The sequence below is a fragment of the Actinosynnema sp. CA-299493 genome, assembly GCF_050946825.1.
GTDB lineage: Bacteria > Actinomycetota > Actinomycetes > Mycobacteriales > Pseudonocardiaceae > Actinosynnema.
The window spans coordinates 7092365-7109167 of sequence record NZ_CP191993.1 but is presented as its reverse complement, the minus strand read 5'-3'; the positions used below and the strand labels follow the sequence as shown (position 1 = coordinate 7109167).

Sequence of the window (16803 nt, the reverse complement as noted above, 5' to 3'; positions counted from 1 at the left end):
GGTCGATCTTCTTTTGCCGAGACCGTTAACCAGGTGTTCCCGCACTTTTGGCCGATTGCACAGGAAATGCCAACCGGGCACGCATACCCCACGAGGCCGAGCCGAACAGCCGGAGCATCGCCCGAACGGTCCCGCGCAGGTCAGCGAGCCCGTCATCGTGCCGGCCGAGGTAGTCGCGTTGAAGACTTCCCGACAATCGGAAGAATTCGTCGAAGAATTCCGGGACCTCGTCGGGCGGCAGCGCCAGCAACGCCTCCAGGCCTCTCAGCCGCAACCCGCGCACCGCGCGCTCCGCCCCTGACCGCGCCACCGCGCGGCCGGCCACGATCGCGTCCGCCACGAGGGGAGCCCGCCGCAACGCCGCCGCCACGCTGTACCCCGTCGCCGGGTGGACCCACCCCGCCGCCGCGCCGAATGCGCCGTCTCGCGCCCGACCGTCCAACGTGATGCGCACCCGCTCCTCCACCTCCGGCACCGGGATGCCGTGCCCGGCCAGGCGCGCGTGCAACCGCAGCCGCAACTCGCGCAGCGGCAGACCCGGCCGGCGCGCCAACGACGTCTCCTCCAACAACACCTCGTCCGCCGACACCGGGATCGCGTACAGGAACGTCGGATCACCCGTCGTGGCCGCGGGAGGCCTGCGCCAGTCCATGATCAACGCCTCGTCCGCACCCACGAACGGCGTCGCCGACCTCGCCGGCACCACCACGCCGACCGCCGTCTGCGCCGCCCGACCACCCACCGCGCCGCTCGCGTCGACCACCCGTCCGGCCAACACCCGCCCGTCGGCCAACGTCGCGGTCCGGTCGGTGCGGGCGACCACGCGCCCGGCGACCACCCGCACCTCGGCCGGCAGCCACCGCAACCGCTCGTTGTCCAGCACGGCGTAACCCCGCGCGATCACGTGCTCCGCCGTCGCCACCGCCCTGGCCCCCGACGTGCTGACGGCCACCGGCGCGTCGGCGGGCAACTCGTCCACCCACGCCGAGTAGGTCGCCCGCCACGGCCGCTCCGGGTTCGGATCGACCAGCGTCGTGCCGAGGCCCCGCGCCGCGCACGCCCGCGCCAACGCCCGACCCGCCGGCCCACCACCCACGACCACCACGTCCATCAGCGCTCCTCCGGCGGCCTCGGCGGCAGCAGGTCGCCCAGTGCCGGCGGCTGGTACCGCGCCACCACGTCCGCCAGCTGCGTCACCGTCCGCTCGATCGCCGCCCGCGCCGCGTTGCGCTCGGAGATCACCGTCGACAGCAGCAGCGCCGTCAGCACCGCCGTCCCGTTGAACGCCTGGAGCGTCACCATCCGCACCGGCAGTTCCAGGTCGGCGAACGGACCCGTGCTGCGGGCCGCGCCCCGCGCCGCCAAAGTTGTCGCGATCAACGCGCACGGGGCCGTGCCCAGGTGCTGGAAGCGCAGCGCCGCCCAGATCAGGAACGGGAACACCAGGTACATCAGCCGCAGGTCGTTCGTGCTCGCCACGGCCATGACCGCCGCCGTGCTCGCCGTCAACCCGGCGGCCTCCACCCACCGGGGCGCGGTGTGGCCGCGCGGGCGGAACGAGCGGAACGCCAGGACGATCGGCACGAACACCAGCACGCCCAGCGCGTCACCGGTCCACCACACCGTCCACGTCGACCAGAACAGCGCGCCGTCGATGACGCCCGTCACCAGCAACGTGCCCGCGCCGAAGGTCGCGCTGACCGCCATGCCCACGAGCCCGCCCAACAGCACCAGGGCGAGCGCGTCACGCGTGCGGTCCATCTCCAACCGGAAGCCCGCTCGCCTCAGCAGGAGGTAGGCGACGAGGGGAGCGATCGTGTTGCCGGCGGTGATGAGGACCGTCGCGTCGAGGTCGGCGAGCGTCGTGTTGGCCACGAACGCGCCCAGTGCGATCCCCGGCCACATCTTCAGCCCGCACAGCAGGAGGGCGAGCACGGCGACACCGGTCGGCGGCCACAACGGCGTCACCTGGTCGTTGACCAGTGCTTGGAGGAGACCGACCAGCGCGCCCGCGTAGTAACAAGCCGCGACGAGGACGACGTGGAACGCGTACCGGCCGAACCGAGGCGAGGGCTGCACCGGCACAGCATCCACCGTCCCCGGGGGTCGCACCACGTCTAGCTGCGGAGATGACGTAGTCGACCCCCCGATTTGTCTCTGCGGGAGGCGGGGTGTAACTTTCTCTCTGCCAGCGCGGAACGGGCCGGAGAGAAACCGGAACGGAGCGCGGCGCGCAGAAGCCCCCGGGACTGAATCAGCAGCACAGCGTGCTGCCTCGGCCCTGGACTGGTAGCACACAATTGAATGCTAAGCGAGTTTGTCGCGGAGCCGAGAAGCCGAAACCGGCCGATTTGACACCGCGAAAACGAACGAGCTAAGGTTCAACCACAGCAAGCGAAACACCGGAAACACAAAGCCCCGGATTGCACCGCGGTAAGACTGCGGGACGAGATGGTGAGCGCGTGTTCTTTGAGAACTCAACAGCGTGCCGAATAGCCAGTAAATTTATGAACCTCGTCAAGAGGTTTCCTTTGAGATTGTTACTGGACAACTGACATTATTGTCAGTGTTGTTCGGAGCGATCAAACATTCCTTATTGGAGAGTTTGATCCTGGCTCAGGACGAACGCTGGCGGCGTGCTTAACACATGCAAGTCGAGCGGTAAGGCCCTTCGGGGTACACGAGCGGCGAACGGGTGAGTAACACGTGGGTAACCTGCCCTGTACTCTGGGATAAGCCTGGGAAACTAGGTCTAATACCGGATATGACTCCACTAGGCATCTTGTGGGGTGGAAAGTTCCGGCGGTACAGGATGGACCCGCGGCCTATCAGCTTGTTGGTGGGGTAATGGCCTACCAAGGCGACGACGGGTAGCCGGCCTGAGAGGGTGACCGGCCACACTGGGACTGAGACACGGCCCAGACTCCTACGGGAGGCAGCAGTGGGGAATATTGCACAATGGGCGAAAGCCTGATGCAGCGACGCCGCGTGAGGGATGACGGCCTTCGGGTTGTAAACCTCTTTCAGCGGGGACGAAGGGCAACTGACGGTACCCGCAGAAGAAGCACCGGCTAACTACGTGCCAGCAGCCGCGGTAATACGTAGGGTGCGAGCGTTGTCCGGAATTATTGGGCGTAAAGAGCTCGTAGGCGGTTTGTTGCGTCGGCTGTGAAAACTTCACGCTTAACGTGGAGCCTGCAGTCGATACGGGCAGACTTGAGTTCGGCAGGGGAGACTGGAATTCCTGGTGTAGCGGTGAAATGCGCAGATATCAGGAGGAACACCGGTGGCGAAGGCGGGTCTCTGGGCCGATACTGACGCTGAGGAGCGAAAGCGTGGGGAGCGAACAGGATTAGATACCCTGGTAGTCCACGCCGTAAACGGTGGGTGCTAGGTGTGGGGGACTTCCACGTCCTCCGTGCCGCAGCTAACGCATTAAGCACCCCGCCTGGGGAGTACGGCCGCAAGGCTAAAACTCAAAGGAATTGACGGGGGCCCGCACAAGCGGCGGAGCATGTGGATTAATTCGATGCAACGCGAAGAACCTTACCTGGGCTTGACATGCACCGGAAACCTGCAGAGATGTAGGCCTCTTCGGACTGGTGTACAGGTGGTGCATGGCTGTCGTCAGCTCGTGTCGTGAGATGTTGGGTTAAGTCCCGCAACGAGCGCAACCCTCGTTCCATGTTGCCAGCGCGTAATGGCGGGGACTCATGGGAGACTGCCGGGGTCAACTCGGAGGAAGGTGGGGATGACGTCAAGTCATCATGCCCCTTATGTCCAGGGCTTCACACATGCTACAATGGCCGGTACAGAGGGCTGCTAAGCCGTGAGGTGGAGCGAATCCCACAAAGCCGGTCTCAGTTCGGATCGGGGTCTGCAACTCGACCCCGTGAAGTCGGAGTCGCTAGTAATCGCAGATCAGCAACGCTGCGGTGAATACGTTCCCGGGCCTTGTACACACCGCCCGTCACGTCACGAAAGTCGGTAACACCCGAAGCCCGTGGCCCAACCAGCTTGCTGGGGGGAGCGGTCGAAGGTGGGACTGGCGATTGGGACGAAGTCGTAACAAGGTAGCCGTACCGGAAGGTGCGGCTGGATCACCTCCTTTCTAAGGAGCATTCCTCACCGGTCACTTTCGGGTGGCCTGTGGAGAGCCATGCCGGCGGCGAATGATCGTCGGATGGTTGCTCAATGATGTGGATGCTGGCTAATGCATTCGGTCTTGTTGCCATACGAGTTAGTACTGTCCCTTCGGGGGCGTGGAAGGGTCGTGTGGGGGCTTGGTCTCGTGTTCGGCACGCTGTTGGGTCCTGAGAGAACACGTGAGTGTTTTCCTCAGCGAGAAACGACAGGACGGTCTCCGTCCGCGAACCGCTGGTCTTCGGGCCGGGTAGGCGTGGGCAGTGTGGGATGGTGTCTGGTTGTTCTTTGAGAACTGCACAGTGGATGCGAGCATCTTTGTGGCAAGTTATTAAGGGCACACGGTGGATGCCTTGGCACCAGGAGCCGATGAAGGACGTAGGAGACTGCGAAAAGCCTTGGGGAGCTGTCAACCGAGCTGAGATCCAAGGGTATCCGAATGGGGAAACCCGGCCCCAGTCATGTGGGGTCACCCACGCCTGAACACATAGGGCGTGTGGAGGGAACGCGGGGAAGTGAAACATCTCAGTACCCGCAGGAAGAGAAAACAACCGTGATTCCGTGAGTAGTGGCGAGCGAAAGCGGAAGAGGCTAAACCGTATTCGTGTGATACCCGGCAGGGGTTGCGTGTACGGGGTCGTGGGACTTACTGGCCAGTTCTGCCGGATTGGCAAGGAGTCATAAAATGTCGTGGTTAGCGGAACGCGTCTGGAAAGCGTGGCCGTAGAGGGTGAGAGTCCCGTACGTGAAAACCCGACATCTCCTAGTGATGTTCCCAAGTAGCAGCGTACTCGTGAAATTCGCTGTGAATCTGGCGGGACCACCCGCTAAGCCTGAATACTACCTGGTGACCGATAGCGGACTAGTACCGTGAGGGAAAGGTGAAAAGTACCCCGGGAGGGGAGTGAAATAGTACCTGAAACCGTGTGCCTACAATCCGTCGGAGCCTTTAGGGGTGACGGCGTGCCTTTTGAAGAATGAGCCTGCGAGTTAGTGCTGCGTGGCGAGGTTAACCCGTGTGGGGTAGCCGTAGCGAAAGCGAGTCCGAATAGGGCGATTGAGTCGCGTGGTCTAGACCCGAAGCGGAGTGATCTAGCCATGGCCAGGGTGAAGCGTGGGTAAGACTACGTGGAGGCCCGAACCCACCAGGGTTGAAAACCTGGGGGATGAGCTGTGGTTAGGGGTGAAAGGCCAATCAAACTCCGTGATAGCTGGTTCTCCCCGAAATGCATTTAGGTGCAGCGTCGTGTGTTTCGTGCCGGAGGTAGAGCACTGGATGGTCTAGGGGGCCCACAAGCTTACCGAAATCAACCAAACTCCGAATGCCGGTACGTGAGAGCGCGGCAGTGAGACTGCGGGGGATAAGCTTCGTAGTCGAGAGGGAAACAGCCCAGAACGCCGGCTAAGGCCCCTAAGTGTGTGCTAAGTGGGAAAGGATGTGGGGTCGCCCAGACAACCAGGAGGTTGGCTTAGAAGCAGCCACCCTTTAAAGAGTGCGTAATAGCTCACTGGTCAAGTGGTCCTGCGCCGACAATGTAGCGGGGCTCAAGCACACCGCCGAAGCCGTGTCATTTCAGTGTCATGCTGGGATGGGTAGGGGAGCGTCGTTCAGCCATTGAAGCGCCGGAGTGATCCAGGTGTGGAGGCTGGACGAGTGAGAATGCAGGCATGAGTAGCGAAAGACGAGTGAGAAACTCGTCCGCCGGATGACCAAGGGTTCCTGGGCCAGGCTAATCCGCCCAGGGTAAGTCGGGACCTAAGGCGAGGCCGACAGGCGTAGTCGATGGACAACGGGTTGATATTCCCGTACCCGTGTGAACGCGCCCATGGCGAACCTTGTGATACTAACCGCCCAAAGCCTGTCCTGGGTCTTCGGATCTGGGACTACGTGGAGCGCGGGACCTGAACTTGTAGTAGTCAAGCGATGGGGTGACGCAGGAGGGTAGCTCCGCCAGTGAGTGGTAGTACTGGTGTAAGCGTGTAGGCCGTAGCATAGGCAAATCCGTGCTGCATACAGGCTGAGACGTGATGCATAGCCGATTGAGGCGAAGTAGAGTGATCCCATGCTGCCGAGAAAAGCCTCTAGTGAGTGTTCATGCGGCCCGTACCCCAAACCGACACAGGTGGTCAGGTAGAGAATACCGAGGCGATCGGGCGAACTGTGGTTAAGGAACTCGGCAAAATGCCCCCGTAACTTCGGGAGAAGGGGGGCCGAGGGATTTGAAGCCCCTTGCGGGCTAGGATTTTTCGGCCGCAGAGACCAGCGAGAAGCGACTGTTTACTAAAAACACAGGTCCGTGCGAAGTCGCAAGACGATGTATACGGACTGACGCCTGCCCGGTGCTGGAACGTTAAGGGGACCGGTTAGTCTTTCGGGGCGAAGCTGAGAACTTAAGCGCCAGTAAACGGCGGTGGTAACTATAACCATCCTAAGGTAGCGAAATTCCTTGTCGGGTAAGTTCCGACCTGCACGAATGGCGTAACGACTTCTCGACTGTCTCAACCACAGGCCCGGCGAAATTGCATTACGAGTAAAGATGCTCGTTACGCGCGGCAGGACGGAAAGACCCCGGGACCTTTACTATAGCTTGGTATTGGTGTTCGGTTCGGCTTGTGTAGGATAGGTGGGAGACTGTGAAGCGCTGACGCCAGTCAGTGTGGAGTCGTCGTTGAAATACCACTCTGGTCGTACTGGATGTCTAACCTCGGTCCGTGATCCGGATCAGGGACAGTGCCTGGTGGGTAGTTTAACTGGGGCGGTTGCCTCCCAAAGGGTAACGGAGGCGCTCAAAGGTTCCCTCAGCCTGGTTGGCAATCAGGTGTCGAGTGCAAGTGCACAAGGGAGCTTGACTGTGAGACCGACAGGTCGAGCAGGGACGAAAGTCGGAACTAGTGATCCGGCCATGGCTTGTGGAAGCGTGGTCGCTCAACGGATAAAAGGTACCCCGGGGATAACAGGCTGATCTTGCCCAAGAGTCCATATCGACGGCATGGTTTGGCACCTCGATGTCGGCTCGTCGCATCCTGGGGCTGGAGTAGGTCCCAAGGGTTGGGCTGTTCGCCCATTAAAGCGGTACGCGAGCTGGGTTTAGAACGTCGTGAGACAGTTCGGTCCCTATCCGCCGCGCGCGTAGGATACTTGCGGAAGGCTGTCCCTAGTACGAGAGGACCGGGACGGACGGACCTCTGGTGTGCCAGTTGTCCTGCCAAGGGCATTGCTGGTTGGCTACGTTCGGAAGGGATAACCGCTGAAAGCATCTAAGCGGGAAGCCTGTTCCTAGATGAGGTATCCCACCCCTTTGTGGGTTAAGGCCCCCAAGAGACCATTGGGTTGATAGGCCGGAGATGGAAGGTCGGTAACGGCTGGAGTTGACCGGTACTAATAGGCCGAGGACTTGTCTCGAAGACGCTACGCATCCACTGTGCGGTTCTGAAAGAACCGAACCGGACCACCACGGTCCACCCATGACGTAGGTCGGGGTGGGTTGGGGTGCCTACGGGTTGGTAATTTCATAGTGTTTCGGTGGTCATAGCGGTTGGGGAACACCCGGTCCCATTCCGAACCCGGTAGTTAAGCCTTCCAGCGCCGATGGTACTGCACTCGTGAGGGTGTGGGAGAGTAGGACGCCGCCGAACAATTCTTCGCCTTCAGGGGCACCCGGATCAGGGTGCCCCTGAAGGCTTTTTCACGTTCGGCACGGTGAGGTGTGACCGGGCTGCTCGGCATGACCGGGCTCGGTTGAGTAGTTTTCTGCCATGCACCACGAGCCGGTCGACCCCCGAACGCAGCGCCGCTCCGGCGGGAGCGCCACCGTCCAAGCGGACCTGGCCACGAATCCGTTCCGCGTCGACCGGGACCGGGTGGCCAGCTCCCCGTTCTTCGCCCGGCTCGGCGGCGTCACGCAGGTCGTCAGCTCGACCGGTTCGGGTCTGCTGGTGCACAACCGCCTCACGCACAGCTTGAAGGTCGCGCAGGCCGCCCGCGCCATCGCCGAGCGCCTCACCACCCGGCTCGACGTGGCCAACCTGCTGGACAAGCTCGGCGGCTGCGACCCGGACGTGGTGGAGGCCGCCTCGTTGGCGCACGACCTGGGGCACCCGCCGTTCGGGCATCTCGGCGAGCAGGTCCTCGACCGCCTGGCCCGGCACCGGTTCGGGTTGTCGGACGGGTTCGAGGGCAACGCCCAGTCGTTCCGCATCGTCACGACCACGGACGTGCGGGGACCGGCGGCGGTCGGGCTCGACCTGACGGTGGCGGTGCGCGCGGCGATGCTGAAGTACCCGTGGACGCGCCTGTCGTACCCGAAGCCGCACCCGAGGGACCTGCCCGCGCCGCCCCGTGGCGCGGCCGAGCCGACCGACGGGCCGGGCACCGGGTCGAGCAAGTTCTCCGCCTACGTCACCGAGCTGGACGACGTCGTGCAGTCCCGCGCGTTCTACACGGCCCGGGTGGAGTCGTGGCAGCAGACGGTCGAGGCGTCGGTCATGGACACGGCGGACGACATCGCCTACGCCATCCACGACCTGGAGGACTTCCACCGCGTGGGCGTGCTCCAGCACGCCACCGTCTCGACCGAGCTGAACACCTGGCTGGACCACGCGGTGGAGCTGGCGGGCCTGAGCGCCGCGGACCTCGCCGCCCAGGAACGCCGACCGGGCCGTTCGCTGGAGGCGCTGCGCCGCCGGCTGCACGCCAAGGACTCGTGGGCCGTGCACGACGACGCGTTCGCGCAGGCGGTGGCGAAGGTGCGCGCCGAGCTGGTCGACGGTCTGCTGGCGGTGCCGTTCGACGGCTCGGTGGAGGCGGAGCAGGCGGTGGCCGGGTTCTCCGCCCGCTGGACACGCCGCCTGGTCGACTCGGTGGGCGTGGTCGAGGAGCCCACGACCAGGTCCGGGCACGTGGTGCTGGCCGTGCCGCAGTGGCACGAGGTGCAGGTGCTGAAGTTCGTGCACCGCCGGTTCGTGCTGCTCCGACCCGACCTCGCGCTGCACCAGCGCGGCCAGGCGCGGCTGCTGACGGCGCTGGTCGAGGCGTTGGAGCAGTGGGTCACCGACCGGCACGAGGCGAACCGGCTGCCGCGCCGGCTGCACGACCTGGTCGAGCTGGCGGGGGAGGAGTACGCGGCGCTGGCGCGCACGGACCCGTCCGCACTGGTCGGCGCGACGGGTGAGACGCCGTCCGGTCCGGACGCCGTCCGGGCGCTGGCGCGTGGCCGCGCGGTGGTCGACTTCATCGCCTCGCTCACCGACAACCAGGCCGCGGCGCTGCTCGACGCGCTGTCCGGACGAACCGGTCAGCTGTGGACAGATGCTTTTGTACTGTGAAATGTGATGGATTCACCGTCTGGGAAGTAGGCCGAACGGTGGCAGACGGTACTTGTCCGTGCGCAATACGTTGACCCCTCGGTCGGAGACATCCGACCGCAGGCCGCGTGCGTCGGGGGCACGCAATATCTGGGGGAGACGCCTGTGCGCTCACCGAAACGTCGTTCACGAAGAAACGCCCTCATCGCGGCCGGCGCCGCGGTGCTGCTGACCCTGGGCGCCGTGTCGCCCGCCTCCGCCGATCCGACCAAGGCGTCCAAGGGCGTCGAGGACAAGACCGCCGCGCAGATCGCCGCGCTGCAGGACATCAAGCGGTCGCTCACCGAAGCCGAGTCCAAAGTGGACAGCGCGCTCGTGGTCGAGCAGCGCCGCCGGTCGAACTCCACCACGTTCGCCAAGCTCCCCGCCCTCCAGACGGGGGTGAAGGTCCAAAGCGGAAACACCGTCGTGGTGGACATCCGCGCGTTCAAGGTCACCGACGACCTGGTGGCCGCCGTGAAGACGGCCGGCGGCGCCATCCGCTCGGTCTCCACCGAGGGTCGGACGGTCCGCGCCCAGTTGCCGCTCGGCTCGCTGACCAAGCTCTCCGCGCGGGGCGACGTCCGTCGCGTCGAGACGGCGGTCGAGTACAAGACGTTCAACAAGCAGGACCGCAAGGCCGACCCGGCGACCTCGAAGGAGGACAAGGCCCGGGAGATCGAGACCCGCACCCGCGAGGCCCTGATCGCGCCGCAGGCGGTCAAGACCGGTGAGGGCGACCGGGCGCACGCGGCGGACACCGCCCGCAGCTCCTTCCGCGTCACCGGCACGGGCGTGAAGCTGTGCGCGCTGTCCGACGGCGTCGACTCGCTCGCGCTCTCGCAGACGGCCGGCGAGCTGCCCGCCGGCGTCGAGGTCCTGGCCGGCCAGGAGGGCTCCGGCAACGAGGGCACCGCGATGCTGGAGATCCTCCACGACATCGCGCCGAACGCGAGCCTCGGCTTCGCCACGGCGGTCAACGGCGACGCGAGCTTCGCCGACAACATCCGCGCCCTGCGCTTCCAGCTGGGCTGCGACGTCATCGTGGACGACATCCTCTACTTCAACGAGTCGCCGTTCCAGGACGGCGTGATCGCGCAGGCCGTGGACGCGGTCACCGCCGACGGCGCGCTGTTCTTCTCCTCCGCCGGCAACGAGGGCAACGTCGCCGACGGCACCTCGGGCCACTGGGAGGGCCAGTTCGTCGACTCCGGCGTGGGCGTCGGCAAGTTCGCCGGCACCGCGCACGACTTCAACCCCTCGCCCGACGCCAAGCAGGTGTTCAACCCGCTGTCGGACAGCTCGGGCAACGTGCCCGTGACGCTGTTCTGGTCCGACCCGCTGACCTCGTCGTTCAACGACTACGACCTGTACCTGGCGAACTCGCAGGGCAACGTGGTGGCGTTCAGCCAGGGCGTGCAGGACGGCAGCCAGGACCCGTACGAGCGGCTGAACACGCCCACGGGCGCGTCCGGCCTGCGGCTGGCCGTGGTCAAGTTCCGCGGTGAGGACAAGTACCTGGCGCTGAGCGCCCTGGGCGGTCGCTTCAAGGACTCCTCCGACGGGCTCAAGAAGTTCGCCACGCCCGGCGTGACCCGTGGCCACTCCGCGGCCAAGGGCGCGATCAGCGTGGCGGCGGCGCCGGCGAACAACCCGCTGCCGTTCGACCTGGAGCCGGGTGACCCGGCCAACCCGCGCGGCCCGTTCCCGAACGCGTTCGACGGCACGCAGAAGCCCGAGCGGTTCACCTCGGACGGTCCGCGCCGGGTGTTCTTCGCGCCCGACGGCACCCCGCGCGAGGAGTTGCGGCAGAAGCCCGACCTGACCGCGGCCGACGGCGTGCAGACCAGCGTGGCCGGCTTCAACCCGTTCTTCGGCACGTCGGCGTCCGCGCCGAACGCGGCCGGCATCGCGGGTCTGGTGCTGTCCGGCAACCCCGGCCTGTCGCCCGCCGAGGTGCGGGAGGCGATGACCGCCACCGCGATCGACCTCGTCGAGGCGGGCCGGGACAACCGGACCGGTGCGGGCGTCGTGCGCGCCGACCTGGTGCTGGCCTACACCGGCGCCTCGCCGCAGCCGCTGGCGAAGGCGGCGAAGCCGTCCGTGGTCAACGACGCCGACGGCAGCCAGTACCTCAAGCCGGGCACCACGGCCACGGTCACCGTGCCGGTGGTCAACTCCGGTGACGGCACGGCCGCGTCGACCAGCCTCGTGCTCACCACGCCCACCCCGGGTGTGACGATCGCGCCGCGGTCGAAGTCCTACGGCAACATCGAGGTCGGCCAGACGGTCACCAACACGTTCAAGGTGACCGTGCCCGCGTCGTCGACCGTCGGCTCGGCCATCCGGCTGGACGCCAGGGTGACCTTCGCGGGCTCCACCTCGCCCACCACGAGCACGTTCACGCTCAACGTCGGCGAGCCGTCCCGCGACACGAAGACGTTCGCTTACGCCGGGCCGGCCGTGGCCATCCCGGACAACGACGCCACCGGCGTCTCGGTGGAGATCCCGGTCAGCGGCGTCGGCCGCGGCTCCAAGGTCGTGTTCTCCATCGACGGCGACACCTGCAACGCGACGACGGGCGCGACCACGGTCGGCATCGACCACACGTTCGTCGGTGACCTGGTCGGCACGCTGACCTCGCCGTCCGGCGCGACCGCCACGGTGTTCCAGCGCAACGGCTCGACCGGCAACAACCTGTGCCAGGTCGTGTTCGACGACACCGCCGCGCAGCCGTTCTCGTCGGTGACCAGCGCGTTGGCGCCGTACACCGGCACGTGGCGGCCCACCACCCCGCTGGGCGCGCTGCTGGCCGAGCCGGTGGACGGCACGTGGACGTTCAAGGTCACGGACGGCGCGGCGTCCGACCGCGGCTCGATCCGCTCGGTCTCGCTGAAGATCAACGGTTACATCTAGGGTTCACCAGCGTGTGGGAAGGGCCCCGGGAGCACGCTCCCGGGGCCCTTCTGCGCACGGATGTTCACGTGTTACTTCGGCCACTCCCAGCGGATGCCGAACACGCCGGGCCCGAAGCCCAGAGCCACGGCGTGCACGCCGCCCGCCGCGTCCAGGGCCAGGTTGCGGCGCCGTGACGGGGTGTCGTCGCCGGCGGGCACGCTGAACTGCTGGCAGCGGGCCGGCAGGTTCGACTGGTCGAACCGCACCTCGATCACGTACTCGCGCACCGGCAGCCGGAACTTGCGGGCGAAGGTGTTGTTGCCCGCCGGGTAGTGGCCCTCGGCGAACAGCAGCTCGTACTCCATGATGATGGTCTCGCCCCTGGCCAGGGGCCGGTCGAACATCATCTCCGCGGCCATGATGTTGGCCTCGGTGTCCTCGACCACGCGGCCGAGGTGGCAGTTGCGCAGGTTCACCACCTGCGGCAGCACGTTGGCCTGCTCGGTCTCGAACACCAGCGCCCACCGGTCCGGGCCGTCCTGCTCGGCGCGCAGGATCTGGCGCACCCACACCGAGCGCTGACCGCCGTCCGCGGCGATCTCGATCCGGTCGTGCTGGCTGATCCGGCCCAGCTTCACGTCCGACGACGTGTCCACCTTCGTGAGCAGGCTCGCCACCCGTTCACGACGCGCCCACAGCGCGTCGATGGGCATCATCGTCGTCGGTCGGGACCGCCTGCCACGCGGGCGCGGCGGCCCGAGCAGCGCCGACAGGCCTGCCTGCGGCACGCCGAGCACGGTCTCCAGGTGGCGCAGCGCCTCCAGCGACTCGGGTCGCTCGGGTCGGCGTCGGCCGGACTGCCAGTAGCTCAGCGTCGCGACGCTGATGGTGACCCCGCGCAGCGCGAGCCGGTGCTGGATGCGGTCGAGACTCAGCCTGCTCGCTTTGATCGCGGCTCTCAGCGCCTCGGGGAACGGTCCCGTGGTGAGAAGCTGCGCAAGACTGCCGTGTCCCGTCGAGTCGAGTTCGTCGACGGACAGGTTGGGTCGACCGGCAGCGTTGGTCATTGTGACTCCCCGCTGTCATGAGATCACGCCCCAGTGACCCTACCCGCCAACGCAGGGCGTTGGTGCCTTCCAGGTGGAGTCAATGATTGGGCCATACGGGTTACGAGTTCACTGGGATGGGCATCGTTCTGTCAAGTGGTGAACATCCGTGCTCTTCCCTTTGTAAACCCGTCGGTAACATTGTGCAACGCGGGCTTCGGGGTCCTGGCGTCGACCCCTTCGGCACCGATGCCGGACTGGTACGCGGCGCCGCCCGTCCTGCGCCCCACCGGCCACGTGCCGTTGGCGGTCGTTGATCCGTTGGGCCTACTGTGTGCCCGGTGACCGCCGCCCAGGACCTCGTGCCCCTGCCGGAGGACGCGTTGACGGAGGTCGCCGCCGCCGTGCTCGGCGCCGGCCACCACGTGGTGCTCGACCTGCTCGACGTCGTGCGCCACCACGGCGGGCCGCCCGTCGACGTGGTGCGCGCGGGCGACGACCTGCTGCCCCGGCTGGCGCACGAGAACGCGCTGGACCAGGCGCTGCTGCTGGCCCGGCAGGTGCTGCGGCCCGGCGGCCTGTTCGTGGCCGCCGTCCCCGAGCTGGACAAGCTCGGCCGGCTCCGGCCCACCGCGCCGCCGCCGAAGGTGTCCGGGCGCGGCCCCGACCGGCAGGTGACCGTGCAGCTGTGGGACTGGGCGGCCGACGGCGAGTCCTACGCCCTGGAGGTCGTGCGGCTCGTGCGCGGCGCGGAGACGTGGGAGGTGGCGAACACCGTGTCGACCCGGCACCGCGTGCTGTCGCCCGAGCAGATGTCAGCCTCGTTGACCGATGCCGGGTTCGGCGCCGTGCAGCGGCTCTCGCCCGCCGAGTGCGGGCACCCGCTGCCGGTCTGGGTCGCGGTCGCGCCGGCATGAGCGCCGTGCCGCCGTGACCAAGGTCCGCCCGGTCTCCGGCGGCGGCCGGGCGGTCGAGGTGCCGCCCGAACGCCTGGCCGGGTGGTTCTCCCGGTTCGCCGGGCGGCACGGCGGGGTGGTGTCCACGTCGGTGACGCCCGGTCGTTGCCTGGTCACGGCGGTGGACGGGACGACGGCCTCGGTGACGGCCGCGTTCGGTGAATTCACCCCCGAGAGTGAGTCTGAAGGTCTGGTGCTGGACGCGTTGCTGGCGCACGCGCTCGCGTCGCGCCGGATCGGGTTGCTGCTGGTGCGGCTCGGCGGGCACAGCGTCGGGGTGGCACGGGACGGCGTCGTGCTCGTGTCGACCACGGACAGTCGTCAGGTGCACGGGCGCAACAAGGCGGGTGGGTGGTCGCAGCAGCGGTTCGCGCGGCGTCGGGAGGGGCAGGCCCGGGTCGCCCTTCAGGCGGCGGCGGACGACGCGGCGAGGGTGTTGGCGCCCCGGGTTCGGCTCGGTGAGCTGGACGCGGTCGTGCTCGGTGGCGATCGTCAGGCGTTGGAGGCGCTGCGGGGTGACCGCCGACTGGGGGAGGTGTTCGCGCTGGCGTCACCGCGCGTGCTGGACGTGCCGGAGCCTCGGCGGGCGGTGCTGGACGAGGCCGCCGCGCGGGCGCGGGCGGTGGAGGTCGTGGTCCGGGAAACTCCCCAAAACTCGTGACAACCCCCGCCGCACCCGACCGCATTTAGAAGGGTGAGGGGACGCCGAACCGCAGCGGCCCCACGAACCCGAGGAGCAGTCTTGCTGCGCAAACGACTCGTGCTGGCGGCGGGGGCCGTCGTGCTCGGCGGTATCGCCGTGGCCGGGACCGCGCTGGCGTCCGGCGGTGGCGACGAAGCGCCCGCGTCGACCACGACCAAGCCCCCCGCCACGTCGGTCACCACGTCGCCGATCGCGATCTCACCGACGTCTGTCTCGCCGACGTCCACGGCGCCGATCGAGACCACGCCGCAGCCGACGGTCAGCACCAGCCCGGGGCCGTGGCCCACGACGACCAGCCCGCGCCCGGAGCCGACCACGTCCCAACCGCCGGTGACCACGACGACGGTGACCACGTCGCCGGGTGGGTCGTTCCCGACGACCACGACGCTGTCCCCGCAACCGACGCCGCTGCCGACCACGACGACGGCCACCACGAGGCGCTGACGGCGTGAGCTGGGACGCGGAGTTCACCCACTACTTCGACCGGTGTGCCGACTCGATGCGCTTCACCGCGTTCTTGTTGTGCGGCAACCACCACGAGGCCGAAGACGTGGTGCAGTCCGCGTTCCTCAAGTTCTACCTGGCGGGGCCGAAGCCGGCGCAGGGCGGAGGGCTGGACGCCTACCTCCGGCAGATCGTGGTGCGCACGTTCCTGGCCGAGCGCCGTCGGGCGCGGTGGAAACGGGAGAAGCTCACCGACGTGATGCCGGAGGTGCCGGCGGCGGGGTCGTTGAGCGAGGACCGGCTGGTGGTGTGGAAGGCGTTGGGCGCCGTGCCCTCGAAGCAGCGGGCGGCGCTCGTGCTGCGGTACTGGCACGACCTGGGGGTGGAGGAGACGGCCGCGGCCCTCGGTTGCTCGGTCGGCACGGTGAAGAGCAACACGAGCCGCGGCCTCAAGGCGTTGCGGCAGAGGCTGGGACCGGAGTTCGGCGAGTTGTGGCAGGAGGTGTCGCGCGGTGCTTGAGGACGAGTTGAAGAAGACGTTCGAAGAACTGAACATCAAGCCGCAGCCACGCACGTTCGGGGCCGTGGACATCGTCCACCGGGGCACCGCCGTCAAACGCCGCCGGCGCACCTACGCCGTCGCCGCGACCGGCACCGGCACCGCCGTGGTCGCCGTGGTGGTCGCCTTCGCCCTGAACCAGCCGCCGAGCCAGGACGACAACCGCCCGGCAGGCCCCCCGATCCCGACCACGAGCACCCCACTGCAACCGAACCCCACCGCCACCACCACACCGAACCCCACCTCGCCCTCGGCGGAGAACCCAACCGCCACACCCCCCAACCCCACCACCACCAACCCCAACCGCACCACCATCACCACCTCCCCGATCACCACCTCCACCACCACGATCACCACACCGACCACCACAAGAACCACAAGCCCCAACCCAACCACCACCTCCACCGACACCCTCCAAACCACCCGCTAACTACCCCGCCACCTACCCCCGCCCGACCCTCCCGCCCAGCTACCTCTCCGCCCGACACCCGCTGCTCCCGCTCACTCCGCCGACACCGCTGTGCTTCCGGCCAATGCGCCCACTTGTCCGCCACCGGCCACCCACCGTTCGGTCGCCAATCCGTGCCCGCCTGATTCCGCGTGCAGCGCTGCATTTTTGCTGGTAGTGGTTCGCTGAGACCGTCAAGCGACTGGGTGTTCCCGACTCGGCGCGCCGTACCTTCTCCAGACCAGGTCCCGCACCCCGCGCCT

10 protein-coding genes and 3 rRNA genes are annotated in these 16803 nt (G+C 67.0%); 10 read left to right on the top strand and 3 right to left on the bottom strand.

Features of this window, described 5'->3' with window-relative positions:
- Positions 1–25: 25 nt before the first annotated feature.
- Both ACQPYE_RS29780 and ACQPYE_RS29775 read right to left on the bottom strand, forming a co-directional pair.
- Entirely contained in the window at positions 26–1111 is a 1086-nt protein-coding gene (locus ACQPYE_RS29780; protein WP_498716121.1) for a lycopene cyclase family protein, read from the bottom strand.
- Positions 1111–2079 carry an MASE1 domain-containing protein gene (locus tag ACQPYE_RS29775; protein ID WP_498716119.1) on the bottom strand — a complete coding sequence of 323 codons (969 nt, stop codon included), beginning with the start codon at positions 2077–2079 and terminating at the stop codon, positions 1111–1113. Before ACQPYE_RS29775 ends, ACQPYE_RS29780 begins: the two co-directional genes overlap by 1 nt.
- A gap of 514 nt (positions 2080–2593) precedes the next feature.
- Between ACQPYE_RS29775 and ACQPYE_RS29770 the strand changes: the two genes are divergently transcribed.
- From ACQPYE_RS29770 to ACQPYE_RS29750, 5 genes are all read left to right on the top strand, one after another.
- Positions 2594–4111 (top strand): 16S ribosomal RNA (locus ACQPYE_RS29770).
- 353 nt (positions 4112–4464) lie between these two features.
- A 23S ribosomal RNA gene (locus ACQPYE_RS29765) occupies positions 4465–7546 on the top strand.
- 116 nt (positions 7547–7662) lie between these two features.
- A 5S ribosomal RNA gene (gene rrf, locus ACQPYE_RS29760) occupies positions 7663–7779 on the top strand.
- The 16S, 23S and 5S rRNA genes sit together here, the layout of an rRNA operon.
- Positions 7780–7899: 120 nt before the next feature.
- Positions 7900–9468, top strand: a complete 1569-nt coding sequence (locus tag ACQPYE_RS29755; RefSeq protein WP_498716117.1) for a deoxyguanosinetriphosphate triphosphohydrolase family protein — start codon at positions 7900–7902, stop codon at positions 9466–9468.
- Positions 9469–9612: 144 nt separating this feature from the next.
- A complete protein-coding gene (locus tag ACQPYE_RS29750) occupies positions 9613–12402 on the top strand; it encodes a S8 family serine peptidase (RefSeq protein WP_498716116.1) in 2790 nt (929 codons plus the stop codon).
- A gap of 71 nt (positions 12403–12473) precedes the next feature.
- On the opposite strand, the gene ACQPYE_RS29745 is transcribed toward ACQPYE_RS29750, so the two are convergent.
- Entirely contained in the window at positions 12474–13451 is a 978-nt protein-coding gene (locus ACQPYE_RS29745; RefSeq protein ID WP_498716115.1) for a hypothetical protein, read from the bottom strand.
- 320 nt (positions 13452–13771) lie between these two features.
- On the opposite strand from ACQPYE_RS29745, the gene ACQPYE_RS29740 reads away from it, so the two are divergent.
- The 5 genes from ACQPYE_RS29740 (at position 13772) to ACQPYE_RS29720 (ending at position 16522) form a co-directional block, all read left to right on the top strand.
- Complete coding sequence (locus tag ACQPYE_RS29740; protein WP_498716113.1) at positions 13772–14347, top strand: hypothetical protein; 576 nt, start codon at positions 13772–13774, stop codon at positions 14345–14347.
- Positions 14348–14360: 13 nt separating this feature from the next.
- A complete protein-coding gene (locus tag ACQPYE_RS29735; protein ID WP_498716111.1) occupies positions 14361–15047 on the top strand; it encodes an acVLRF1 family peptidyl-tRNA hydrolase in 687 nt (228 codons plus the stop codon).
- An 81-nt stretch (positions 15048–15128) separates the two neighbouring features.
- Complete coding sequence (locus tag ACQPYE_RS29730; RefSeq protein ID WP_498716109.1) at positions 15129–15533, top strand: hypothetical protein; 405 nt, start codon at positions 15129–15131, stop codon at positions 15531–15533.
- 4 nt (positions 15534–15537) lie between these two features.
- On the top strand, positions 15538–16053 hold the full coding sequence (locus tag ACQPYE_RS29725; protein ID WP_498716108.1) for a SigE family RNA polymerase sigma factor: 516 nt from the start codon (positions 15538–15540) through the stop codon (positions 16051–16053).
- Positions 16046–16522, top strand: a complete 477-nt coding sequence (locus ACQPYE_RS29720) for a hypothetical protein (RefSeq protein WP_498716106.1) — start codon at positions 16046–16048, stop codon at positions 16520–16522. The genes ACQPYE_RS29725 and ACQPYE_RS29720 overlap by 8 nt, the downstream gene beginning before the upstream one ends.
- The last annotated feature ends 281 nt before the right edge of the window (positions 16523–16803 follow it).

Excerpts from the sequence above, each read along its gene's own strand:
- ACQPYE_RS29780 (WP_498716121.1), bottom strand. The coding sequence starts at position 1,111 with ATGGACGTGGTGGTCGTGGGTGGTGGGCCGGCGGGTCGGGCGTTGGCG.
- ACQPYE_RS29755 (WP_498716117.1), top strand. The coding sequence starts at position 7,900 with ATGCACCACGAGCCGGTCGACCCCCGAACGCAGCGCCGCTCCGGCGGG.
- ACQPYE_RS29745 (WP_498716115.1), bottom strand. The coding sequence starts at position 13,451 with ATGACCAACGCTGCCGGTCGACCCAACCTGTCCGTCGACGAACTCGAC.